This is a genomic window from Actinosynnema sp. NPDC023587 (assembly GCF_040640215.1).
Lineage (GTDB): Bacteria > Actinomycetota > Actinomycetes > Mycobacteriales > Pseudonocardiaceae > Actinosynnema.
The window spans coordinates 163793-181322 of record NZ_JBFABG010000006.1 but is presented as its reverse complement, the minus strand read 5'-3'; the positions used below and the strand labels follow the sequence as shown (position 1 = coordinate 181322).

The 17530-nt window shown below is 72.6% G+C and carries 16 protein-coding genes and 1 tRNA gene; 11 read left to right on the top strand and 6 right to left on the bottom strand.

The window, feature by feature from the left end; translation table 11 throughout:
* Positions 1-66 precede the first annotated feature (66 nt).
* Complete coding sequence (locus AB0G01_RS18485; protein ID WP_360946900.1) at positions 67-1029, bottom strand: helix-turn-helix domain-containing protein; 963 nt, start codon at positions 1027-1029, stop codon at positions 67-69.
* A 286-nt stretch (positions 1030-1315) separates the two neighbouring features.
* On the opposite strand from AB0G01_RS18485, the gene AB0G01_RS18480 reads away from it, so the two are divergent.
* Entirely contained in the window at positions 1316-3151 is a 1836-nt protein-coding gene (locus AB0G01_RS18480; protein WP_360946898.1) for a S8 family serine peptidase, read from the top strand.
* Between the two features lie 99 nt (positions 3152-3250).
* Here AB0G01_RS18480 and AB0G01_RS18475 read toward each other — a convergent pair whose 3' ends face one another.
* From AB0G01_RS18475 to AB0G01_RS18465, 3 genes are all read right to left on the bottom strand, one after another.
* Positions 3251-3526 (bottom strand): hypothetical protein, encoded by a 276-nt coding sequence (locus AB0G01_RS18475; RefSeq protein ID WP_360946896.1) that lies wholly within the window; start codon positions 3524-3526, stop codon positions 3251-3253.
* Positions 3527-3599: 73 nt separating this feature from the next.
* A complete protein-coding gene (locus AB0G01_RS18470; protein WP_360946894.1) occupies positions 3600-4739 on the bottom strand; it encodes a glycosyltransferase in 1140 nt (379 codons plus the stop codon).
* A gap of 50 nt (positions 4740-4789) precedes the next feature.
* Positions 4790-6910 (bottom strand): hypothetical protein, encoded by a 2121-nt coding sequence (locus tag AB0G01_RS18465; protein ID WP_360946892.1) that lies wholly within the window; start codon positions 6908-6910, stop codon positions 4790-4792.
* Between the two features lie 231 nt (positions 6911-7141).
* Here AB0G01_RS18465 and AB0G01_RS18460 point away from each other — a divergent pair, with 231 nt between their 5' ends.
* The 3 genes from AB0G01_RS18460 (at position 7142) to AB0G01_RS18450 (ending at position 8632) form a co-directional block, all read left to right on the top strand.
* Complete coding sequence (locus AB0G01_RS18460) at positions 7142-7483, top strand: GNAT family N-acetyltransferase (RefSeq protein WP_360946890.1); 342 nt, start codon at positions 7142-7144, stop codon at positions 7481-7483.
* 246 nt (positions 7484-7729) lie between these two features.
* Positions 7730-8494, top strand: coding sequence for a tat pathway signal sequence (locus AB0G01_RS18455; protein ID WP_360946888.1), 765 nt, complete (start codon positions 7730-7732; stop codon positions 8492-8494).
* Positions 8495-8556: 62 nt separating this feature from the next.
* A tRNA-Arg gene (locus AB0G01_RS18450) sits at positions 8557-8632 on the top strand.
* Between the two features lie 90 nt (positions 8633-8722).
* Here AB0G01_RS18450 and AB0G01_RS18445 read toward each other — a convergent pair.
* On the bottom strand, positions 8723-9082 hold the full coding sequence (locus AB0G01_RS18445; RefSeq protein WP_360946886.1) for a helix-turn-helix transcriptional regulator: 360 nt from the start codon (positions 9080-9082) through the stop codon (positions 8723-8725).
* Between the two features lie 135 nt (positions 9083-9217).
* Between AB0G01_RS18445 and AB0G01_RS18440 the strand changes: the two genes are divergently transcribed.
* From AB0G01_RS18440 to AB0G01_RS18420, 5 genes are all read left to right on the top strand, one after another.
* The gene (locus AB0G01_RS18440) at positions 9218-9598 is read left to right on the top strand and encodes an STAS domain-containing protein (protein WP_360946884.1); all 381 of its coding nucleotides are present in this window, start codon (positions 9218-9220) and stop codon (positions 9596-9598) included.
* A gap of 193 nt (positions 9599-9791) precedes the next feature.
* Positions 9792-10220, top strand: a complete 429-nt coding sequence (locus tag AB0G01_RS18435) for an ATP-binding protein (RefSeq protein ID WP_360946882.1) — start codon at positions 9792-9794, stop codon at positions 10218-10220.
* Between the two features lie 220 nt (positions 10221-10440).
* The gene (locus tag AB0G01_RS18430) at positions 10441-10905 is read left to right on the top strand and encodes a response regulator (protein ID WP_360946881.1); all 465 of its coding nucleotides are present in this window, start codon (positions 10441-10443) and stop codon (positions 10903-10905) included.
* Between the two features lie 208 nt (positions 10906-11113).
* A complete protein-coding gene (locus AB0G01_RS18425; protein ID WP_360946879.1) occupies positions 11114-11980 on the top strand; it encodes a hypothetical protein in 867 nt (288 codons plus the stop codon).
* 60 nt (positions 11981-12040) lie between these two features.
* On the top strand, positions 12041-13699 hold the full coding sequence (locus AB0G01_RS18420; protein WP_360946877.1) for a hypothetical protein: 1659 nt from the start codon (positions 12041-12043) through the stop codon (positions 13697-13699).
* A gap of 163 nt (positions 13700-13862) precedes the next feature.
* Here AB0G01_RS18420 and AB0G01_RS18415 read toward each other — a convergent pair whose 3' ends face one another.
* Entirely contained in the window at positions 13863-14330 is a 468-nt protein-coding gene (locus AB0G01_RS18415) for a MarR family transcriptional regulator (protein WP_360946875.1), read from the bottom strand.
* A 76-nt stretch (positions 14331-14406) separates the two neighbouring features.
* Here AB0G01_RS18415 and AB0G01_RS18410 point away from each other — a divergent pair, with 76 nt between their 5' ends.
* Both AB0G01_RS18410 and AB0G01_RS18405 read left to right on the top strand, forming a co-directional pair.
* Positions 14407-16449, top strand: a complete 2043-nt coding sequence (locus AB0G01_RS18410) for an MMPL family transporter (protein ID WP_360946873.1) — start codon at positions 14407-14409, stop codon at positions 16447-16449.
* A gap of 330 nt (positions 16450-16779) precedes the next feature.
* Positions 16780-17469 carry a transglycosylase family protein gene (locus tag AB0G01_RS18405; protein WP_360946871.1) on the top strand — a complete coding sequence of 230 codons (690 nt, stop codon included), beginning with the start codon at positions 16780-16782 and terminating at the stop codon, positions 17467-17469.
* Positions 17470-17530: the final 61 nt, after the last annotated feature.

The window sequence follows — 17530 nt, the reverse complement described above, 5'->3', positions numbered from 1 at the left end:
GGTCATGGGGACACCCCGACGCCCCGGGCCCGACCGCACGACCGGCACGCCGCACCGCCGAGCGCGTCAGATCCAGCCCTCGCGCGCGGCGAGCAACCCCGCTTGGAACCGTGACTGCGCGCCCAGTTCCGCCATCAGCTCGGTGACCCGCCGGCCCACCGTCCGCTCGGTCACGCCCAGCGCCCGCGCGATGGACCGGTCCTTCATCCCGGACGCCAGCAGCGCCAACAGCTCGCCGTCCCGCGCGGACGGCACGGGCTTGTCCCCGGCGGTCTCGGCCGGCACCGGCGTGGCCCGCTCCCACATCTGCTCGAACGCGCACCCCAGCACGTCGATCAGCGCCGACTCGCGCACCAGCAGCCGCACCGCCGGATCGGGGTCCTGGTAGGAGGCGGGCATCAACGCGGTGCGCCGGTCCACGATCAGCATCTTCATCGACGCGTCGGGCAGCACCCGGGCCTGCTCGCCGGCCTCCACGCAGCGCCGCATGTTGGCCACGTGCACCGGCGTGGACAGCGAATCGGCCGAGTACACGAACCGGTACTCGACCCCGCCGGCCAACTGCGTGATCTCGAAGTCGTTCGGGTTCCACTGCCCGCCCAGGTACGGCGGGGCGTCCACCGCCAGGACCTCCTCGCGGGCCTGCGCCTGGAGCCTGGTCACCGACGCGATCACCGCGTCCTCGCCCTCGACCAGCTCCACCGGCGAGCCGGTGTGCGCCGGCCCGGACCGCAGCCGCTGCGCCAGCTCCTCGGCCCGCACCTGCATCCGGGCCAGGTCGCCGCGCCGCCGCTGGATCAGCGCGGCCAGCGCCTCGTCCGGCGCGACGATCAGGTAGGCGGCGGGCGCGTAACCCAACTGGTGCACCAGACCCGCGCCGACCAGGGTGGCCACCGACGCGCGCACGTCCGAGGGCGACTCGCCGACGTGCTCGGCCAGCTCGACCGCGGTGGCGCGGCGCAACTCCAGCAGGGCGAGGTAGACGTCGTTCTCCCGCCGACCCAGGCCGACCGGTTCCAGCAGGAACATCTCCACCTCGCAGGGCGAACGTCCGGCGACGGTAGGACGACGCCCGCGTGCCGTCAAGGGCCGGTCGTCGGGTCCGCCGGGGTCCGCGCCGGACCCCGGACAATGTCGGAAACCGGACATCCCGGGCGCGGGAAATCGGCCGGAACCGTACGAAAGTCTCTTGTCGGGCCAGGTCCGGTCGGCAAATACTCGCCGTGTCCGATCGGACACCGCTCATCACCGCCCGGAACAACGTGGCCGTCGAGGGCCGGCCGTTCCGGACGCCCTGTGCACCGGAGGAGCAGTGATGCGACACCCCACCCTGCCCGGAAGACTGTTCGGCCTCGGCCTGGCGGCCACCGCCGCCGTCGCGGTCGCGGTCGTCCTGCCCGGCGCGGCCACCGCCGCCCCGGAAGGCCCGATCGTCGCGGAGAGCGCGCCGAACGCGCTCCAGGACAGCTACATCGTGGTGCTGAAGAACGACCGGCTCGCCCGCACGGCGGTGCGCGGTGCGGCGGACGCGCTGGTGGACCGCTACGGCGGCCGGATCGGCTTCACCTACCGCGCGGCCGTGAAGGGCTTCTCCGCGACGATGTCGGCCCAGCAGGCCAAGCGCCTGGCCGCCGACCCGGCCGTGGCGTACGTGGAGCAGGACCGCGCGGTCCAGGTGCTCGCCGACCAGAACAACCCGCCGTCGTGGGGTCTGGACCGGATCGACCAGGACTCCCTGCCGCTCAACCAGAAGTACAGCTACTCCACCGACGCGTCGAACGTCACCGCGTACGTCATCGACACCGGGATCAACTACAACCACACCGACTTCGGCGGGCGCGCCTCGTTCGGCTTCGACGCGTTCTCCGACGGCCAGAACGGCAAGGACTGCCAGGGCCACGGCACGCACGTGTCCGGCACCGTCGGCGGCACCGCCTACGGCGTGGCCAAGAAGGTCAAGCTCAAGGCCGTCCGGGTGCTCAACTGCCAGGGCAGCGGTTCGGTGTCCACCGAGGCCGCCGGCGTCGACTGGGTGACCGAGAACGCCGTCCTCCCGGCCGTGGCCAACATGAGCCTCTACACCGGCACGGCCAACGAGCCCAGCCGCGTGCTGGACGACGCCGTGCGCGCGTCCATCCGCTCCGGCGTCTCCTACGTCGTCGCCGCCGGGAACTTCAACGACGATTCGTGCAAGTACTCACCGCAGCGGGTCACCGAGACGATCAACGTCGCCGCCACCGCGAACACCGACGCGCGGGCCTCGTTCTCCAGCTACGGCACGTGCAGCGACCTCTTCGCGCCCGGCCAGAACATCGTGTCGGCGTCGTACTCGAACAACTCGGGCTCGGCCACGATGAGCGGCACGTCCATGGCCTCGCCGCACGTCGCGGGCGCGGTCGCGCTGTACCTGGCGGACAACCCGGCCAAGACCCCGGCCGAGGTGCACAGCGCCATCACCGCCTCGGCCACCGCCGGCAAGGTCACCAACCCCGGTGCCGGCACCCCGAACCGCCTGCTGCGCGTCAACAAGGGCGGCACCGGCGCGGTCACCGTGACCAACCCGGGCAACCAGAGCACGCCGCTGGGCGGGAGCGCGAACCTCCAGCTCACGGCGTCCGGCGGCACCGCGCCGTACGCGTGGTCGGCCACCGGCCTGCCCCCGGGCCTGTCCCTCGGCGCGTCCAACGGCCTGATCACCGGCACCGCCACCACGCCCGGCGCGTACACCGTGACGGCCACCGCGACCGCGTCGGCCGGCGGCGCGGGCAGCACCACCTTCACCTGGAACGTGGTCGGCGAGGGCTGCCCGCCGCAGACCAACGGCACCGACGTCGCCATCCCGGACCTCGGCGCGGCGGTGACCAGTGCGGTGACCTTCACCGGCTGCGGCGGCAACGCCTCGTCGGCGAGCAAGGTCGAGGTGCACGTCAAACACACCTACCGGGGCGACGTCGTGATCGACCTCGTCGCGCCGGACGGCACGTCGTACCGGCTGAAGAACTCCAGCGGTTCGGACAGCGCGGACAACGTCGACACCACCTACACGGCCAACCTGTCGTCCGAGGCGCGTGACGGCACGTGGAAGCTCAGCGTGCGCGACGTGGCGCGGGCGGACGTCGGCACGATCGACACGTGGACCTTGACGCTCTAGCGGCGTCGAGCACTGGAGCCTGACACTCCAGTCGGTCGGGGGCCGTTCCCTGCGGAACGGTCCCCGGCTGCGCGTGTCCACCGCCTCCCGGCGCGCCCGTCACCGGGGGTCCACCGCTGACTCGTGGTCCAGCGCGTCGGTGGTCTCGGCGATGATCTCCCGCATCGGCCGCTCGGCGGCGGACGGGTCGCCGCACCGCCCGGGAACGCACGGCCGCCAGGGCAGCGGCCACCGGCGGTGGGTTCGAGCAGTCCTGATCGGCACCGGCACCGGCATCGGGAAGCTGATCGCCGACCGGGCAGCGGCGCTGTCGGTGCTGTCGGTGCTGGCAGCACGCTGCCGGTCCCCACGTGGAGCGCGGGCATGAGAGTTCATGCCCGCGTCCCGGAACGTCCGACACCTCCGCGACGACACGGCCACACCCCAGGAGCCGCGGAAACGCGGTGGACTAGCGCGCGTACCCGGGGAGCATGGCCGCGACCTCGGCCGGTGACGGCATGGCCGCGACCTCGGCGGCGAGGGTCTTGGCGGCGTCGCGCACCGCCGTGTCGGCCAGCAGGTGCCGGGCCCGGTCGGCGATCGCGCCGGAGGTCACCAGGTCACCGATCAACCGGTCGCCCAACCCGTGCGACAGCACGGCTTCGGCGTTGCTGAACTGGTCCGCGCCCTGCGGCAGGACCAGTTGCGGCAGGCCCGCGCCGAACGCGCCCAGCGTGGTACCGCTGCCGCCGTGGTGCACGACGAGATCGGTGTAGGGCAACAAATCCGCCTGCGGCACCCACGGCAGCGCGGTGACGTGCGGCGGGATGTCGCCCAGCGAGTCCGCCTCGACCGAGGGGCCCACCGCGACCAGCAGCCGCGCGCCGTCCACCTCGGCCAGTCCGGCGATCGCCGTGCGCAGCACGTCGGAGCTGCCGAACGCGGTGCCCAGCGTCAGGTAGATCAGCGGACGCTCGTGCGCGACCACCCAGTCGGGCAGCTCGCCCGGCTCGGCGAACGGCACCGGCCGTAACGGGATCGTGGCCGTCGTCGCCAGGAAGTCCTTGGCCTGCACCGAGGGAGGGCACACGTCGAGGTAGGGGTTGCCCAGCGTCATCGGGTACTTCGCGGGCAGGTCGACGCCGAGTTCGGCGGTGAACTCCCGGTAGGGCTCCGGGGCGTCCACCAGCTTGGAGTCCCACATCCGGCCGAAGCCGTGGCACAGCCCCGGGATGCCCGCGACGTGCGCGGCCAGGCCCGCGCCGGGGTTGGCGATCTCGTGCACCACCAGGTCGGGCCGCCACTGCGCCAGGAACGGTGTCAGGTCGGAGAAGCAGGCGCGCGGCAGCGCCGAGCCGAACACCCACGCGACCAGGTCTTCGTCGACCTCGGTGGGGATGATCGGCCGGTCGCCGAGCAGTTCGGCGACAGCGGCGCGCGGGGACGAGCCGGCGGTCACGTGCCGGAGGCCGAGCCGCTCGATCGCGGGCGCGAACTCGGCGGTGGTGGCGAAGGTGACGTCGTGACCCCCGGCGTGGGCGGCGATGGCCAGGGGGAGCAGGGGATAGGTGTGTCCGTGCGAGCCGATGCTCGAAAAGAGGATCTTCACCGGTTCGAGCGTACCAAATTTCGACAGACGATGAATTCTGCCGATCCGCGCTAGGCGACCAGCCAGTGGCGGCCCGAAGTCCACCCCAGCAACCGCCGCCCCCGACCGCCGCGCCCGGTCCGGTCGAACCCGCCGCCGTCGACCACGTGCGCCAACCCGGCCAGCGGGAGGTGCAGTGCCACAGGCGAACGCGCCCACCACCGGTCCAGCAGGGCCTGCGGCGACGCGGTGAGGGAGAGGAAGAACACCAACTGCCGCCACGCGTACGCGACGTCCTTCACGGCGGCGAGCCCGCGCGGACCCCGCACGGCCGGTACGAGCCGCACAGCCCGGTCGAACGCACCTCCCGCCGCCGCCTCCCAGTCCACGTCGACGCCCGCGTGCACCAGCGTGGCCAGGTTGTGCGTGGTCAGGAGCTGGGCGTGCTCGATCATCGACCCGTTGGCCACGACGGGGTTCGCGCCCCGCCGGTCGGCGCGGCCGTCGCACCACCGCACGAACGTCCGCACGTCGGCCGCCGCCGCGAAGTCCAGGCCGTAGTAGCGCGCGTAGAGGCCGCCGTCGAGCAGTTCGCCCGCGAGCCGGGCCGCCGCCGGGAACTTCGGCGTGAACGTGCCCTGGAAGATGTCGGCCGCCAGTTCCTCCACCCACGGCAGGTCGGGCGCGAGCTGCGCCAGTTCCCGCACCATCGGGTTGGGCACGACGGTGCCCGGGAACGCCGCCAGCACCAACCCGCCCAGCCGGCGCGCGGTCGCGCGGCCCGCCGGCTCGGCCCGGTGCCCGGCCACCGCCCGCACCCAGGGCAGTTCGTCGAACGAGACCTGGTGCGAGAGATCGGTCAGCAGCAGCGAGCGGCGGGCCCGGAACGCCAGGTAGGTCGCCGCCATCAGGGTGCGCAGCGCCTCGTCCGCGTACCCGGCCGACACGGCGACCGCCGCGACCGCCGGTGCGAACTCCGCCAGCACCTCGGCCGACGGCACGATCCCCGCGTCCACCAGCTCCTCCACGGTGCCCGCCAGCGCCCGGCGGACGATGCGCCGCACCGCCTCCGGGATCTCCGCGCCGCGCGGCAGCCCCGGCACGTCCTCGTGCACGGGTGCCAGCAGGTCGTCCACCTGGTCGATGCCCCGGTCCGGGCGCAGCCCCGCCACGCGCGCCAGCACCAACGCCGCGAACGCGGGCACGGACGGGATCGCGGCGTTGGCGGCCTGTTCGGCGCGCACGGCGGTGTGCCGCGCCGAACCGGGCCGTCCTCGGCGCTCGACCATCGAGGACACCGCGTGCCGCACCCTCCGCAGCTCGTGTGGCGCGATGCGCTCGCCGTCCACCGCGATCGCCGCGCAGGTCCGCAGGATCGTGGCGTTCTCCCTGGGATCGCGGTGCTTGCGCGGTACCGGGTGCGCCGCCGCCAGCTCCCGGTACCGGTCGAGCAGCCGCGCGGCCCGCGCCCGCCAAGGGCCGTCCAACTTCGCGCCGATCTGCCCGTCGACGGCGGAATCGAGCCACAGCTCCAGCAGCTCGTCGGCGTACGGGTGCCACCCGGTCAACGTCGCCCGCATGGTCTCGACCCGGGGGTGGGGTGTCCGCGCGGCCAACGCTTCCCGCACGTCCGCAGCGGTCTTCCGCCAGACCGTGCCGGGGTCGCGGACGACGCCGTCCGCCGGGGTGAAGCGGAGTTGGTCGGCGAACGGCGAGATCTCGCGCAGCAGCGCTCCGGCGGCATCGAGATCACCCGCGCGCACCAGCCAGGCCAGCACGAGCAGCGCCGCTTCCTCCGGCACGTCGACCCGGTACGTGCCGGCGTCCAGCCGGGCGTGCGACTCCGTCAGCCCGTGCAGCGCCCGGGAGAAGTCCGGGGTGCCGCCTCGGGCCACCGCCCTGCCGGTCGCGAACCCGCCGCGCAGCACCTCGGGCGTGACCCACGCCGGCAGCCCCTCGACGGGCGTGCGGGAGCCGATCCGCAGGGTGCCGTTCAGCATTCCGCGCAGCACCGCGCCCCACTGCCGCACCCGGTGACCGGCCCGCTCGCGGGTCGTCGGGTCGGTGTGGGCGGCGGCGGTGGCGAGCGCGTCCGCCAGCCGCGCGGCCGGGTAGCCGGTCCCGTGCATCGCGGAGGGATCGGGACCCGACCCCGCGCCGTCCGGGGTCCCGTCGCGGTGATTGGCCGTCACTAGGTCCTCTACCTGCCCTTTTATCGAGTTCTTGAGGCACCCTAACGTGTTTCCGGTACCGGAACCCCACGATTTTCCGCCGTGCCGCGACCCGCGTCGGCGGACGTCCGCGGCTGTTGCGGTCGTGGGTCGTTCGGGGGTTCCGCCCGGCCGGGGTGCGTCAGGTTGCCCGCCACGGTCGAACTCGGTCCCACCGCCTGGCCTCCGGCTCCGATCAGGACCGCGCGGCTCGTGCTCCGCGAGACCGAGGCCCGGGATCGCGCGCCGCTCATCGAGCTGTTCTCCTCGCCGGAGGTGGGCACCTACATCGGTGGACCTCGGCCGCGCGCCGAGCTCGAACGCGCCGTTCCCGAGGTGTGGGGGCGCGGGTACGCCGCCGAGGCGTGCGCGGCGGCGCTCGACTGGCCGGCCGACGTCCATCCCGGCGAACCGGTGGCGCTGTGCACCCAGAGCGCCGACGCCCGCGCGCTGCGCCTCGCGGCGAAGCTGGGGTTCACCGAGGTGGAGAGGTTCGAGGCGTTCGGTGCCGAGCAGTGGTTCGGGGTGCGGTCGCCGGTCCCGCCGACCGGCTGAACCCGGGGGTCGCCGAACCCCCCGGCGAGCGGCTCCGGGGCCACGTCACGCAGGGGCGGCCGTGCGGGCTTCTTCCGTTCGCCGAGATCCCGCGCGGAGTCCGCGTAGCCTGCCATGGTGCATCCGCGTGCTGGGCTGGTCTCGGTCGTCTGCGCCTTGGCGCTCGCCGCGTGCGGTGTCGCATCCCCGACCACGGCCCGGACTTCGTCGCCCGCCTCCGCGCCGACTGCCACCGCGGCACCGCCCGTGACGTCCGCAGCCGCCGAGTGCCCGCTCCCCGAATCCGGGTTCGACTGCGACCTGCAACGCCGCATGACGGCCGTGACCCGCTACATCGCGGACCGGCCGGGCAGCGTGGGCGTCGTTGTGCGCGACCGCCGGACCGGTGCGGTGTGGCGCAACGAGCACGCCGCCGACCTGGTGTGGACCGCGTCCACCATCAAGCTCGCGATGACCGTCGACCTCCTCCGTCGCGACCGCGCCGGCGCGATCTCGTTGACCGACGAGGACCACGCGCTGATCACCGCGATGCTGCACGACTCGGACGACGACGCGGCCGACACCCTGTGGACGCGCTACGCCGGCCCGGACCACCAGGCGTTCAACGCCGCGTTCCCCTCCTACGGCCTGACCTCGCTGAAACCGGCGGACCCGTCCTCGCCGTACTGGGGCTTCCAGCGGTGCACCGCCGAGGACCTGGACCGGCTGATCCGGTACGTGCTGGACAACCTGCCCTCCGCCGACCGCGCGTACGTGGTCGGCGAGATGCGCACCGTCGGCCCGGCGCAGCAGTGGGGCGTGTGGGGCGCGGGACCTGCGGCACGGCCGGGCACCAAGGACGGCTGGTCGCTGGAGGACGGCGGCTGGGTGGTGAACACGGTGGGGTTCGTCGGTCCGGACGAGCGCTACACCGTGGCCGTGATGAACGACCTGGCCGACGAAGGCGGGTACGACGAGGGCCGGGCGACCGACACGGAGGTAGCCCGAATCCTGTTCGAGAACCGCTTCTAGCAACGGATTCCGAAAACCACCACGTGCGTGAACGTCCCGCGAGCTAGGGTTCCGGTGTACAGCGGCGTGTAGCTCAGTCGGTAGAGCACCGGGCTTCGGACCCGGAGGGCGCGGGGTCGAAACCCGCCACGTCGGCCACGGATGAGATCGACCACTCGGCGCGGGCGGCGGTGCCCGGCGGGATCGTCGCCGAGCACCGCCGCGCGGCACGGGTCGGGCTGCCGGGGTCTACAGCAGGTCGACCGCGTGGGCGGCCGGACCAGGGGCGCTCCCGGGGCTGAGGCGGCGTCTGAGTTCGGCGACCAGTTCCTCGTTGGTGAGCGCCGCCGGGTCCGGCCGGGCCCGTTGCAGGCGGGCCTCGTCGTCCCCGATCAGCCCCGCGACGACGAGCACCTCGACCACGCTGGTCTCGAACAGCGCGGCGATGGCGCGTGCCGTCGGGATGGAGATCGAGTCCCCCTGCCGCCACTTGGTGAACCGGCTGCGGTGGACGCCGGTCGCCTTCGCCAGGTCGCCGGTGGTCAAGCCCCGGTTCTCCAGGTTCTTCTCGATGTACTCCCACAACGGCGGTGGGTGCTCAGGGTTCACCCGGATCATGGTAGTACCGCGTGCGCAACAGCCGTCCTGTGTGTACCCCATCGGGTTGGTCCGGGTTCTCCGGCGCGGTCCGGGACGCCTGGCGTCACTGCGTCGGCCTAGCCGGGTGAGGTGTGGGGGGCCAGAATGCCCACTATGAGTAGACCGGATTCATCCTCAAGTGGAATTACGGCCGGGGTCCACGGCGACGTGGCGCTTCTGCGCGTGGTCGGCGAGGTGGACATGGCCAACAGCGACGGACTGCGCGATCGCGGTGCCTCGCTGTTGGACGGTGCCGCGTCGGCACTGGTGCTGGACCTGTCGGAGGTGACCTTCTTCGCGTCGTCCGGCATCGCCGCACTGGCGCACCTGCGGACGTGCGGTAGAGGCACCGGTTCGCCAAAAGTGCACGTCGTGGCCAGTCAGGCGGTGCGGCGGTCGTTGGAGGTGACGGCCATGACGACGTTGCTGCCGTTGCACGATTCAGTCGACGAAGCGGTCGGAGCCGCCCGCGCGTCGCTGTCCTGACCCGGGGCGGGGGAGCCGGTGTCGGCGAGCGCGGACGACACCGGTTCCCCCGCCCCGCGTCGCGCGGTTCGGCCCCGTCTTCGGGACTGCTCCATCCGAGATTCGCCCGACAATTCCGCTGCCTGCGGATTTGCCGGGTTTCCCACGGGGAAACCGGGTGGGTGGAACCCGAACAGGAGACGGACATGGCACCGTGAACGACGACGACGATCGCCGGCCGGTGGCCGGGGCGGAGGTACGGGTGTTGGCCGACGGCAGGGATCAGCTCGTCGAGGTTCGGCGTTGGGTGGAGCGGCTGCTGGGCGACGTGGTCGACCCGCAGGCGATGGGTGACGTGCTGCTGGTGGTCACCGAGTTGGTGAGCAACGCCTACGACCACGGCCGCCGAGCCCTGGAGGTGCGCGTGGTGCGACCGTCGTGGCGCACGCGGCGGGTGCGGGTCGAGGTGGACGACACGTCGTCCGAGTTGCCGGTGTTGGGCCGGTCGCGGATCGCCGACAGCCGGGGCATGGGTCTGGTGCTGGTCAACGCGCTGTCAGCGGCCTGGGGGACGCTGCCCCGCCCCGGTGGGAAGACCGTGTGGGCGGACATCACGGCACCGGCCGTCGCCGCGACGGGCTGAGGACCGGCGATCTTCACGCGCGCGCCGCACTTCCAGGGGTGACGACCGAGTACAGTCATGAGCGGCCTTGAGCAGACAGGGCGCGTGCCACGTCCGAGACCGAAGCCCTCTCCGCTCACGCGCCCGGCGCGCTGCCGGTGGGATGGTGGCCGGTTGCGGCGTGGAACACCCGCCGCGGCTCCCGCCCGGTGTGTCCTGCGAGGCTCCGAGGTGCGGTCCGATGAGTTCTTTCCACGGCAGTGACGGCACGTCCACACCGCTGACGGTGTTGCTGGTGGAGGACGACCCCGGTGACGTCCTGCTGATCACCGAGGCGTTGCAGGGCCGGGGGCGCAATCCGCGCGTCCACACGGTGACCGACGGCGCGGAAGCGGTGTCCTTCCTGTACCGGGCCGGCGAGCACGCCACCGCGCCGCGTCCGGACGTGGTGCTGCTCGACCTGAACCTGCCGCGCATGGACGGCCGCGAGGTGTTGGCGCACATCAAATCCGACCCGGACCTGCGGTCGATCCCGGTGGTGGTGCTGACCACGTCGGGGGCCGCCGAGGACATCATGCGGACCTACGAGTCGCACGCCAACGCCTACATCACCAAGCCGATCGACGCCGACGACTTCGCGACGTTGGTGAGCCGCGTCGACGAGTTCTACAGCGATGTCGCGAGACTGCCCGATCAAGGGTGGTAGCGCCCGACTTCGTCCGCACCGGTGGCGACAAGTGCGATTACTGTCGGTGTCGAGATGTGACTGATAACAGCGGTGTGAAATCTTATTTGTGGCGTGACCTGCGCGGATAAAAATATCTCCACTTTCGGGTGAACCGTTCTCGATCGAGTGACGAACCTCCTCATGACACGAGGGGAGGTGATTGCACTTGAATACGACGAACGTAGTGGTGACCGAAGGCGTTCCCACCGGGCTGCGACGGCTGTTCTTGCTGGTCGGCGCGGTGGTGGGCTTCGGACTGATCGCTGTGGTGATGGCGGGCGAGGCGCACGCGGAGACGGGTTCCACCAGTCGCCCGCCGCCCGGTAACGGTCTGCTCTCCGGTGTCGGCACGATTCTCGGCGGCGTGGTCGGGCCGGTGGCCCGGCCGGTGGTGGCACCCGTGGTGGAGCCGGTGGCCGAGATCCTGGCCCCGGTGACCGCTCCGCTGGAACCGGTGCTCGTGCCGGTCCTGGAGCCGCTCCGCCCGGTGGTGGAACCGGTGGCGCGCTCGCTGGGGGCGACCCCGGTGATCGACGCGGTCGCGCCGGCCCCCACCGCTCCTGCCGCCCGAGTTCCGGCCGCCCGGGTTCCCGCCGGCGGGCCTCCTGGTGGCGGGGCTCCTGTCACCAGTGAGCCTGTCGACAACACGCCCGTCGCCGGCGAGTGGGCCGATGTTTCGGCCGAGAGGCCGAGCGACATCGCTCCCGTGGGCGAACCCGCACCGGTCGTGGCCGAACTCCTCGCCACGCCCGCCGCGGTCCACGTCCCCTGGACCGTCGACCAACAGCCGGTGGTCCTCGAAGCGGACACGACCCCGATCACCGTGCCGGTGAGGCCGTACGGCCCGGACGCTCCGTCGAGCCCCGATCTCCCGGCGGTCGCCGGGACGTCGAGCACGACGAGCGCGGGCGGTGGCGGCGCTTCCGGTGCTGCGGTAGGAGACCTGCCCGGGGACGTGCGCACGGCCGTGGACAGCCGTGGGCGGGTGGTGAACGCCGCCCACCACGACCCCGCCGCGTGGTGTTACGTGTTCGGTCGAAGTCATCCGAGCTGACCAGCCCTTTCGACACCCGGTTGCGCACTGCACGACAAGGGACGAAAGGGATTGGTTCGGATGCACAGGTATGTACAGCGCGGTCTGCTGGCCGCGGTCTTCTCGGGCGGGGTGATCCTGCTCGGGCAGTCGATGGCGAGCGCGGAGACCACGGACAGCGGTCCGTCGGGCCTCGGTGGCGTCGTCGGGTCCGTCGTGGGTGACACCACGTCGGTCGTGACCGGCGGCCACGGCGGTGACTCGGGCAAGGGCGGCAACGCTTCCAGCTCGAACAACGCCGTGAGCGGCAACTCGGGGAACTCCGGTGCTTCCGGTTCCACGGGCGGCAACTCCGCTCACGGGGTCTGCGTGCTCTCGCGCTGCGAGACGTCCGTCGGCTCCGGCGACTCCGGTGATACCGGTTCGACCGGCACCACGGGCAACGCGGCTAACCACAGCGCCACCACCGGCGGCAACTCCGGCTCTGCGGGCGACGGCGGTTCCGCCGCCGGCGTGGCGTCGGGTGCCACCACCGGCCGCTCGTCGGCGCGGGGGGACACCTCGGCGACCGCGACGGGCGGCACCGGTGGCGATTCGGGCAAGGGCGGCAACGCTTCCAGCTCGAACACGGCTGTGAGCGGCAACTCGGGGAACTCCGGTGCTTCCGGTTCCACGGGCGGCAACTCCGCCTACGGCGTGTGCCTGCTGGCCGAGTGCACCACGCACGTGACGTCGGGCGACTCGGGTGACACCGGTTCGACCGGCACCACGGGCGACGCCACCAACACCAGCAGCACCAAGGGCGGCAACTCCGGCCCGGCCGGCGACGGCGGCGACGCCACCGCGCAGGCCGAGGGCTCGAACACGACCGGTTCACCCCGGGCGTGGGGCCACGACAACCGGGGCGGTTCGTCCACGTCGGGCGACACCTCGGCGATCGCGTCCGGCGGCACCGGCGGCGATTCGGGCGACGGCGGCAACGCTTCCAGCTCGAACACGGCTATGAGCGGCAACTCGGGGAACTCCGGTGACTCGGGCTCGACCGGCGGCAACACCGCCGACGTCCGTAACCCCGGTGGCTCGCAGTGGGGCCACCAGGGTGGGGGCGACCGCTCGTCCACGGTGGTGACCTCGGGCGACTCGGGTGACACCGGATCGACCGGCACCACCGGCGATGCCACCAACACCAGCACCACGACCGGCGGCAACTCCGGTCCGGCGGGCAACGGCGGCGACGCCATCGCGTGGGCGAAGGGTTCGACCAAGGCTGCGACCGACCACAAGTGGTCGCACGGCCGGAAAGAGCACCGATCCACTGTGGACGGTGACGTTTCGGCGGTCGCATCCGGTGGTAACGGCGGCGATTCGGGCGACGGCGGCAACGCTTCCAGCTCGAACACGGCCGTGACCGGCAACTCGGGGAACTCCGGTGACTCGGGCCCGACCGGCGGCAACACCGCCGTGACCGGCTTCGGCGGCCACGACAAGCAGTGGGGCCACGACAAGCAGTGGGGCCACGACAAGTGGGGTCACTGCGCCAAGTGGGACCACCACGGCTGGACGCCCCGCCACGGGTCGACGACGGTAGTCGGCTCGGGCGACTCCGGTGACACCGGTTCGACCGGTGACACCGGGAACGCGGCCAACCACAGCACCACCCGGGGCGGCGACTCCGGCCCGGCCGGTCACGGCGGCGACGTCGCGGCCTGGGCCCGGGGGCACCACGCCGTTCGCGCCTGACCGCACCACCTCACGCGTGAGCACCACGTGCGCGTGACCGCACCGCCGACGAGGGGCGGACCGGTTTCACCACGGTCCGCCCCTCGTTCCGCGCGCCGTGGGGAGGGATCGTGGCGGACACCCGGTGCGGTGGTGGTACCGGGACGGCAGCCGCACTCCCGGGTCACCCCGGGCGGTGTTCCACGAACTTGCCGCGCACGGTCACCGTCGCCTCGATGCTGGCGGCCAGGAACCGGGCGATCGTGGCCCGTTCCGCTGGGTCGAACCCCGCCCACGCGGCCCGGAACGCGCCGTTGAGCGGGGTGAAGAACTCCCGGCCCGCCGCCAGCGCCCGGTCCGGCACGTGCAGCTCGACCTTGCGGCGGTCCCGGGTGCTGCGCGACCGCTCGACGTGGCCGGACGCCTCCAGGCGGTCCAGCACGGACGTGGTCGCCGACGCGCTGAGGTGCATCGCCTCGGCCAGCCTGCCCGGCGAGAGCGGTTCGCCCCGCCGCCGCGCGTCCATGATCAGGGCCAGCGCGTTGAGGTCCGTGCGGTGCATCCCCTGCGCTTCGCCGAGCATCCCGACGAAGTGGTCGGACTCCACGATGAGCTGCCGCAGCAGGCGCACGAGTGCCGCGTTGTCGACCATCCGCCCTCCGGTTAGTATTTCGACGATCGAACTATCAGATCATCGAAGAACTTAGTCCTCCGGAGGTCATTCTCCCGTGCGCGCCCGCTGGATCCTCCCCGCCCTGATCACCGTCGCCTGGCTGGCCCTGGGTGGCTTCGCGGGTCCGTACGCCGGCAAGCTGAGCCAGGTCTCGGTGAACGACAACACCGCGTTCCTGCCCGCTTCCGCCGAGGCCACCCAGGTCGCCGAACAGCTCAAGGCGTTCGGCGACCAGCGCAGCCTGCCCGCCATTGTGGTGGCCGAACGCCCATCCGGCATCACGGGCGACGACCGCACCTACCTCTCGACCGTCGACTACCCGGGCCAGGCGTCCCCGGTCCTCCCGTCGGAGAAGGACGACCAGGCCGTCCAGGTGATCGTCGCGGTGGACGCCGCCGACCCCGGCGACGCCGTGCGGCAACTGCGCGAACGGCTCGCCGACCCACCGGCCGGGCTGACCGTGCTGGTCGCCGGACCGGCCGCGCAGATCGCCGACCTCAAGACCGCGTTCGGCGGCATCGACGGCCTGCTGCTGCTGGTCGCGGGCGCGGTGGTGGCGCTCATCCTGGTGCTGGTCTACCGGAGCCCGCTGCTGCCGCTGATCGTGCTGCTGTCCGGCGTGTTCGCGCTCGGCACCGCCAGCCTGGCCGTCTACCTGCTCGCCGACGGCGGCGTGATCGACCTCAACGGCCAGAGCCAGGGCATCCTGTCCATCCTGGTGTTCGGCGCGGCCACGGACTACGCGCTGCTGCTGGTGTCCCGGTTCCGCGAGGAGCTGCGCGACACCGAGGACCGCTACGCGGCGATGCGCACGGCGTGGCGGGCCACCATCGAACCGATCGCCGCGTCCGCCGGCACCGTCGTGCTCGGCGTCCTGTGCCTGCTGTTCAGCGACCTGAACTCGAACAAGGGGCTCGGCCCGGTCGCCGCGATCGGCATCGGCGCGGCGCTGCTCGCGTCCGTCACGTTCCTGCCCGCCGTGCTGGTCCTGTTCGGCCGCACCGCGTTCTGGCCGCGCCGCCCCGAGCTGGGCTCGCCGCACCCGGAGGCGAGCGGCCTGTGGGGCCGGGTGGCCAGGCTGATCTCCACGCGACCGCGCCTGACCTGGGTCGTCACCACCCTCGTGCTGCTGCTCGGCGTGGCCTTCGTGCCGCAGCTCAAGGCGTCGGGCACCGCCGCGTCCGACGTGTTCCTCAACGACGTCGACTCGGTCGCCGGCCAGGAGCTGCTGTCTCGGCACTTCCCCGGCGGCAGCGGCGCGCCCACCGTCGTGCTGGCGCGCACGGCGCAGGCCGACGCCGTGGTGCGGGCGGCCGACATCGACGGCGTGTCCAGCGCGCAACGCCGGGGCGAGGCGGCCGGGCTCGCGCGGATCGACGTGGTGCTGGACGACGCGGCCGACTCCGAGGCCGCGATCGCCACCGTCGAGCGGCTGCGCGAGGCGGTCCGGGCCGTGCCCGACGCCGAAGCGCGGGTCGGCGGGCCCACCGCGACCCAGCTCGACACGCAGCGCACGTCCGAGCGCGACCGGCTGGTCATCATCCCGATCGTGCTGCTGGTGATCTTCCTGGTGCTGGCGCTGCTGCTGCGGTCGCTGCTCGCGCCGCTGCTGCTGATCGCCACGGTCGTGCTGTCCTTCGGCGCGACGATGGGCGTGTCCGCGCTCGTGTTCAACGGGATCTTCGACTTCCCGGGCGCGGACCCCGTGGTGCCGCTGTTCGGGTTCGTGTTCCTGGTGGCGCTGGGGATCGACTACAACATCTTCCTGATGACCCGGGTGCGCGAGGAGACCGCCGTGCTCGGGCCCCGGGAGGGGGTGCTGCGCGGGCTGACGATCACCGGCGGCGTGATCACGTCGGCGGGCGTCGTGCTGGCGGCGACGTTCTCCGCGCTGGCCGTGCTGCCGATCCTGTTCCTGGCGCAGATCGCGTTCATCGTGGCGTTCGGCGTGCTGCTGGACACCTTGATCGTGCGATCGCTGCTGGTGCCGGCCCTGGCCCTGGACATCGGCCGCAAGATCTGGTGGCCGTCGCGCCTGTCCCGGGCCGACGACCCGGCCGCCCCGGAGCGCACCGCCGCGCCCGGGGCCGGTGGGTGAGCCGCTGAGCGACCGTCGGGCGGGACGCGCGCCGGGGTGTCGGCGGCAACGCCAAGGGCCCCAACGAATATCACCGTTTCGAGTGGTCTTTACCTGCTACGCGCGTCACGTCCGGTCCGCTCGCCGCGCCATTCCGGCCGGAGGTTCTTATGGTCCGCTCGTGACCGGTTCGAGACCGGGCACGGGTACCACCGGGAAGTCGGGCACCAGCTCTGTCCGCCGACCTCCAGGACCAGAGCCACCGCACGGGAAGGACGCGGCCGTCGGACAGGGGTTGGCCGGACCGCGAACGCGGGCCGGCGCGGTGCGGCGGCGGCGATCCGAACCACCATGGGTCATCACGGAGGCATCAGCGACCACGTCAGGAACCACCTCGTCCGCGCGGCGCTGCTCATCGCCGCGACCGCGTGCCTGTTCGGCCTCTCCACCGGGGCCGCGAGCGCGCAGGGGATGGACTGGGACTCGGTGGCCCAGTGCGAATCGGGCGGCAACTGGTCCATCAGCACCGGCAACGGCTACTACGGCGGACTCCAGTTCCTGCCCGGTACCTGGCAGGCCAACGGCGGCACCGGAATGCCGCACGAAGCCACTCGTGAAGAACAGATCCGCGTCGCGGAGAACGTGCTGGACACCCAGGGCCCCGGTGCCTGGCCGAACTGCGCGCGCGGCGGCGGCCCCGCCCGGACCGCGCCGGTCCAGTCCGGTGACACCCGCGCCCAGGCCCGCACCATCTACCAGGAGCCCGCGGCACCCGAGGTGCCCGCTCCTCCCGCTCCTCCCGCTCTGCCCGCTTCGACGGACAACCCGGCCGGTGACTACACCGTCAAGGACGGTGACACCTTGGAGGCGATCGCCGCGCAGCACGGGGTGGCGGGCGGCTGGCAGGCCCTCGTCGCCCTCAACCCCGACCACCTGACCAATCCCGACCTGATCGTGCCCGGTAACCGAATCCGGACCGCGCTCGACCGGCCGGAGTCGGAGCAGGTCCAGCACATGACGCGCGCGCTGCGCGTCCGCTAGGCGACCCATCGCCGGGTGGCCGCCGGTTTCGCGCGGCGGTCACCCGGCAGGACTGCCGAAC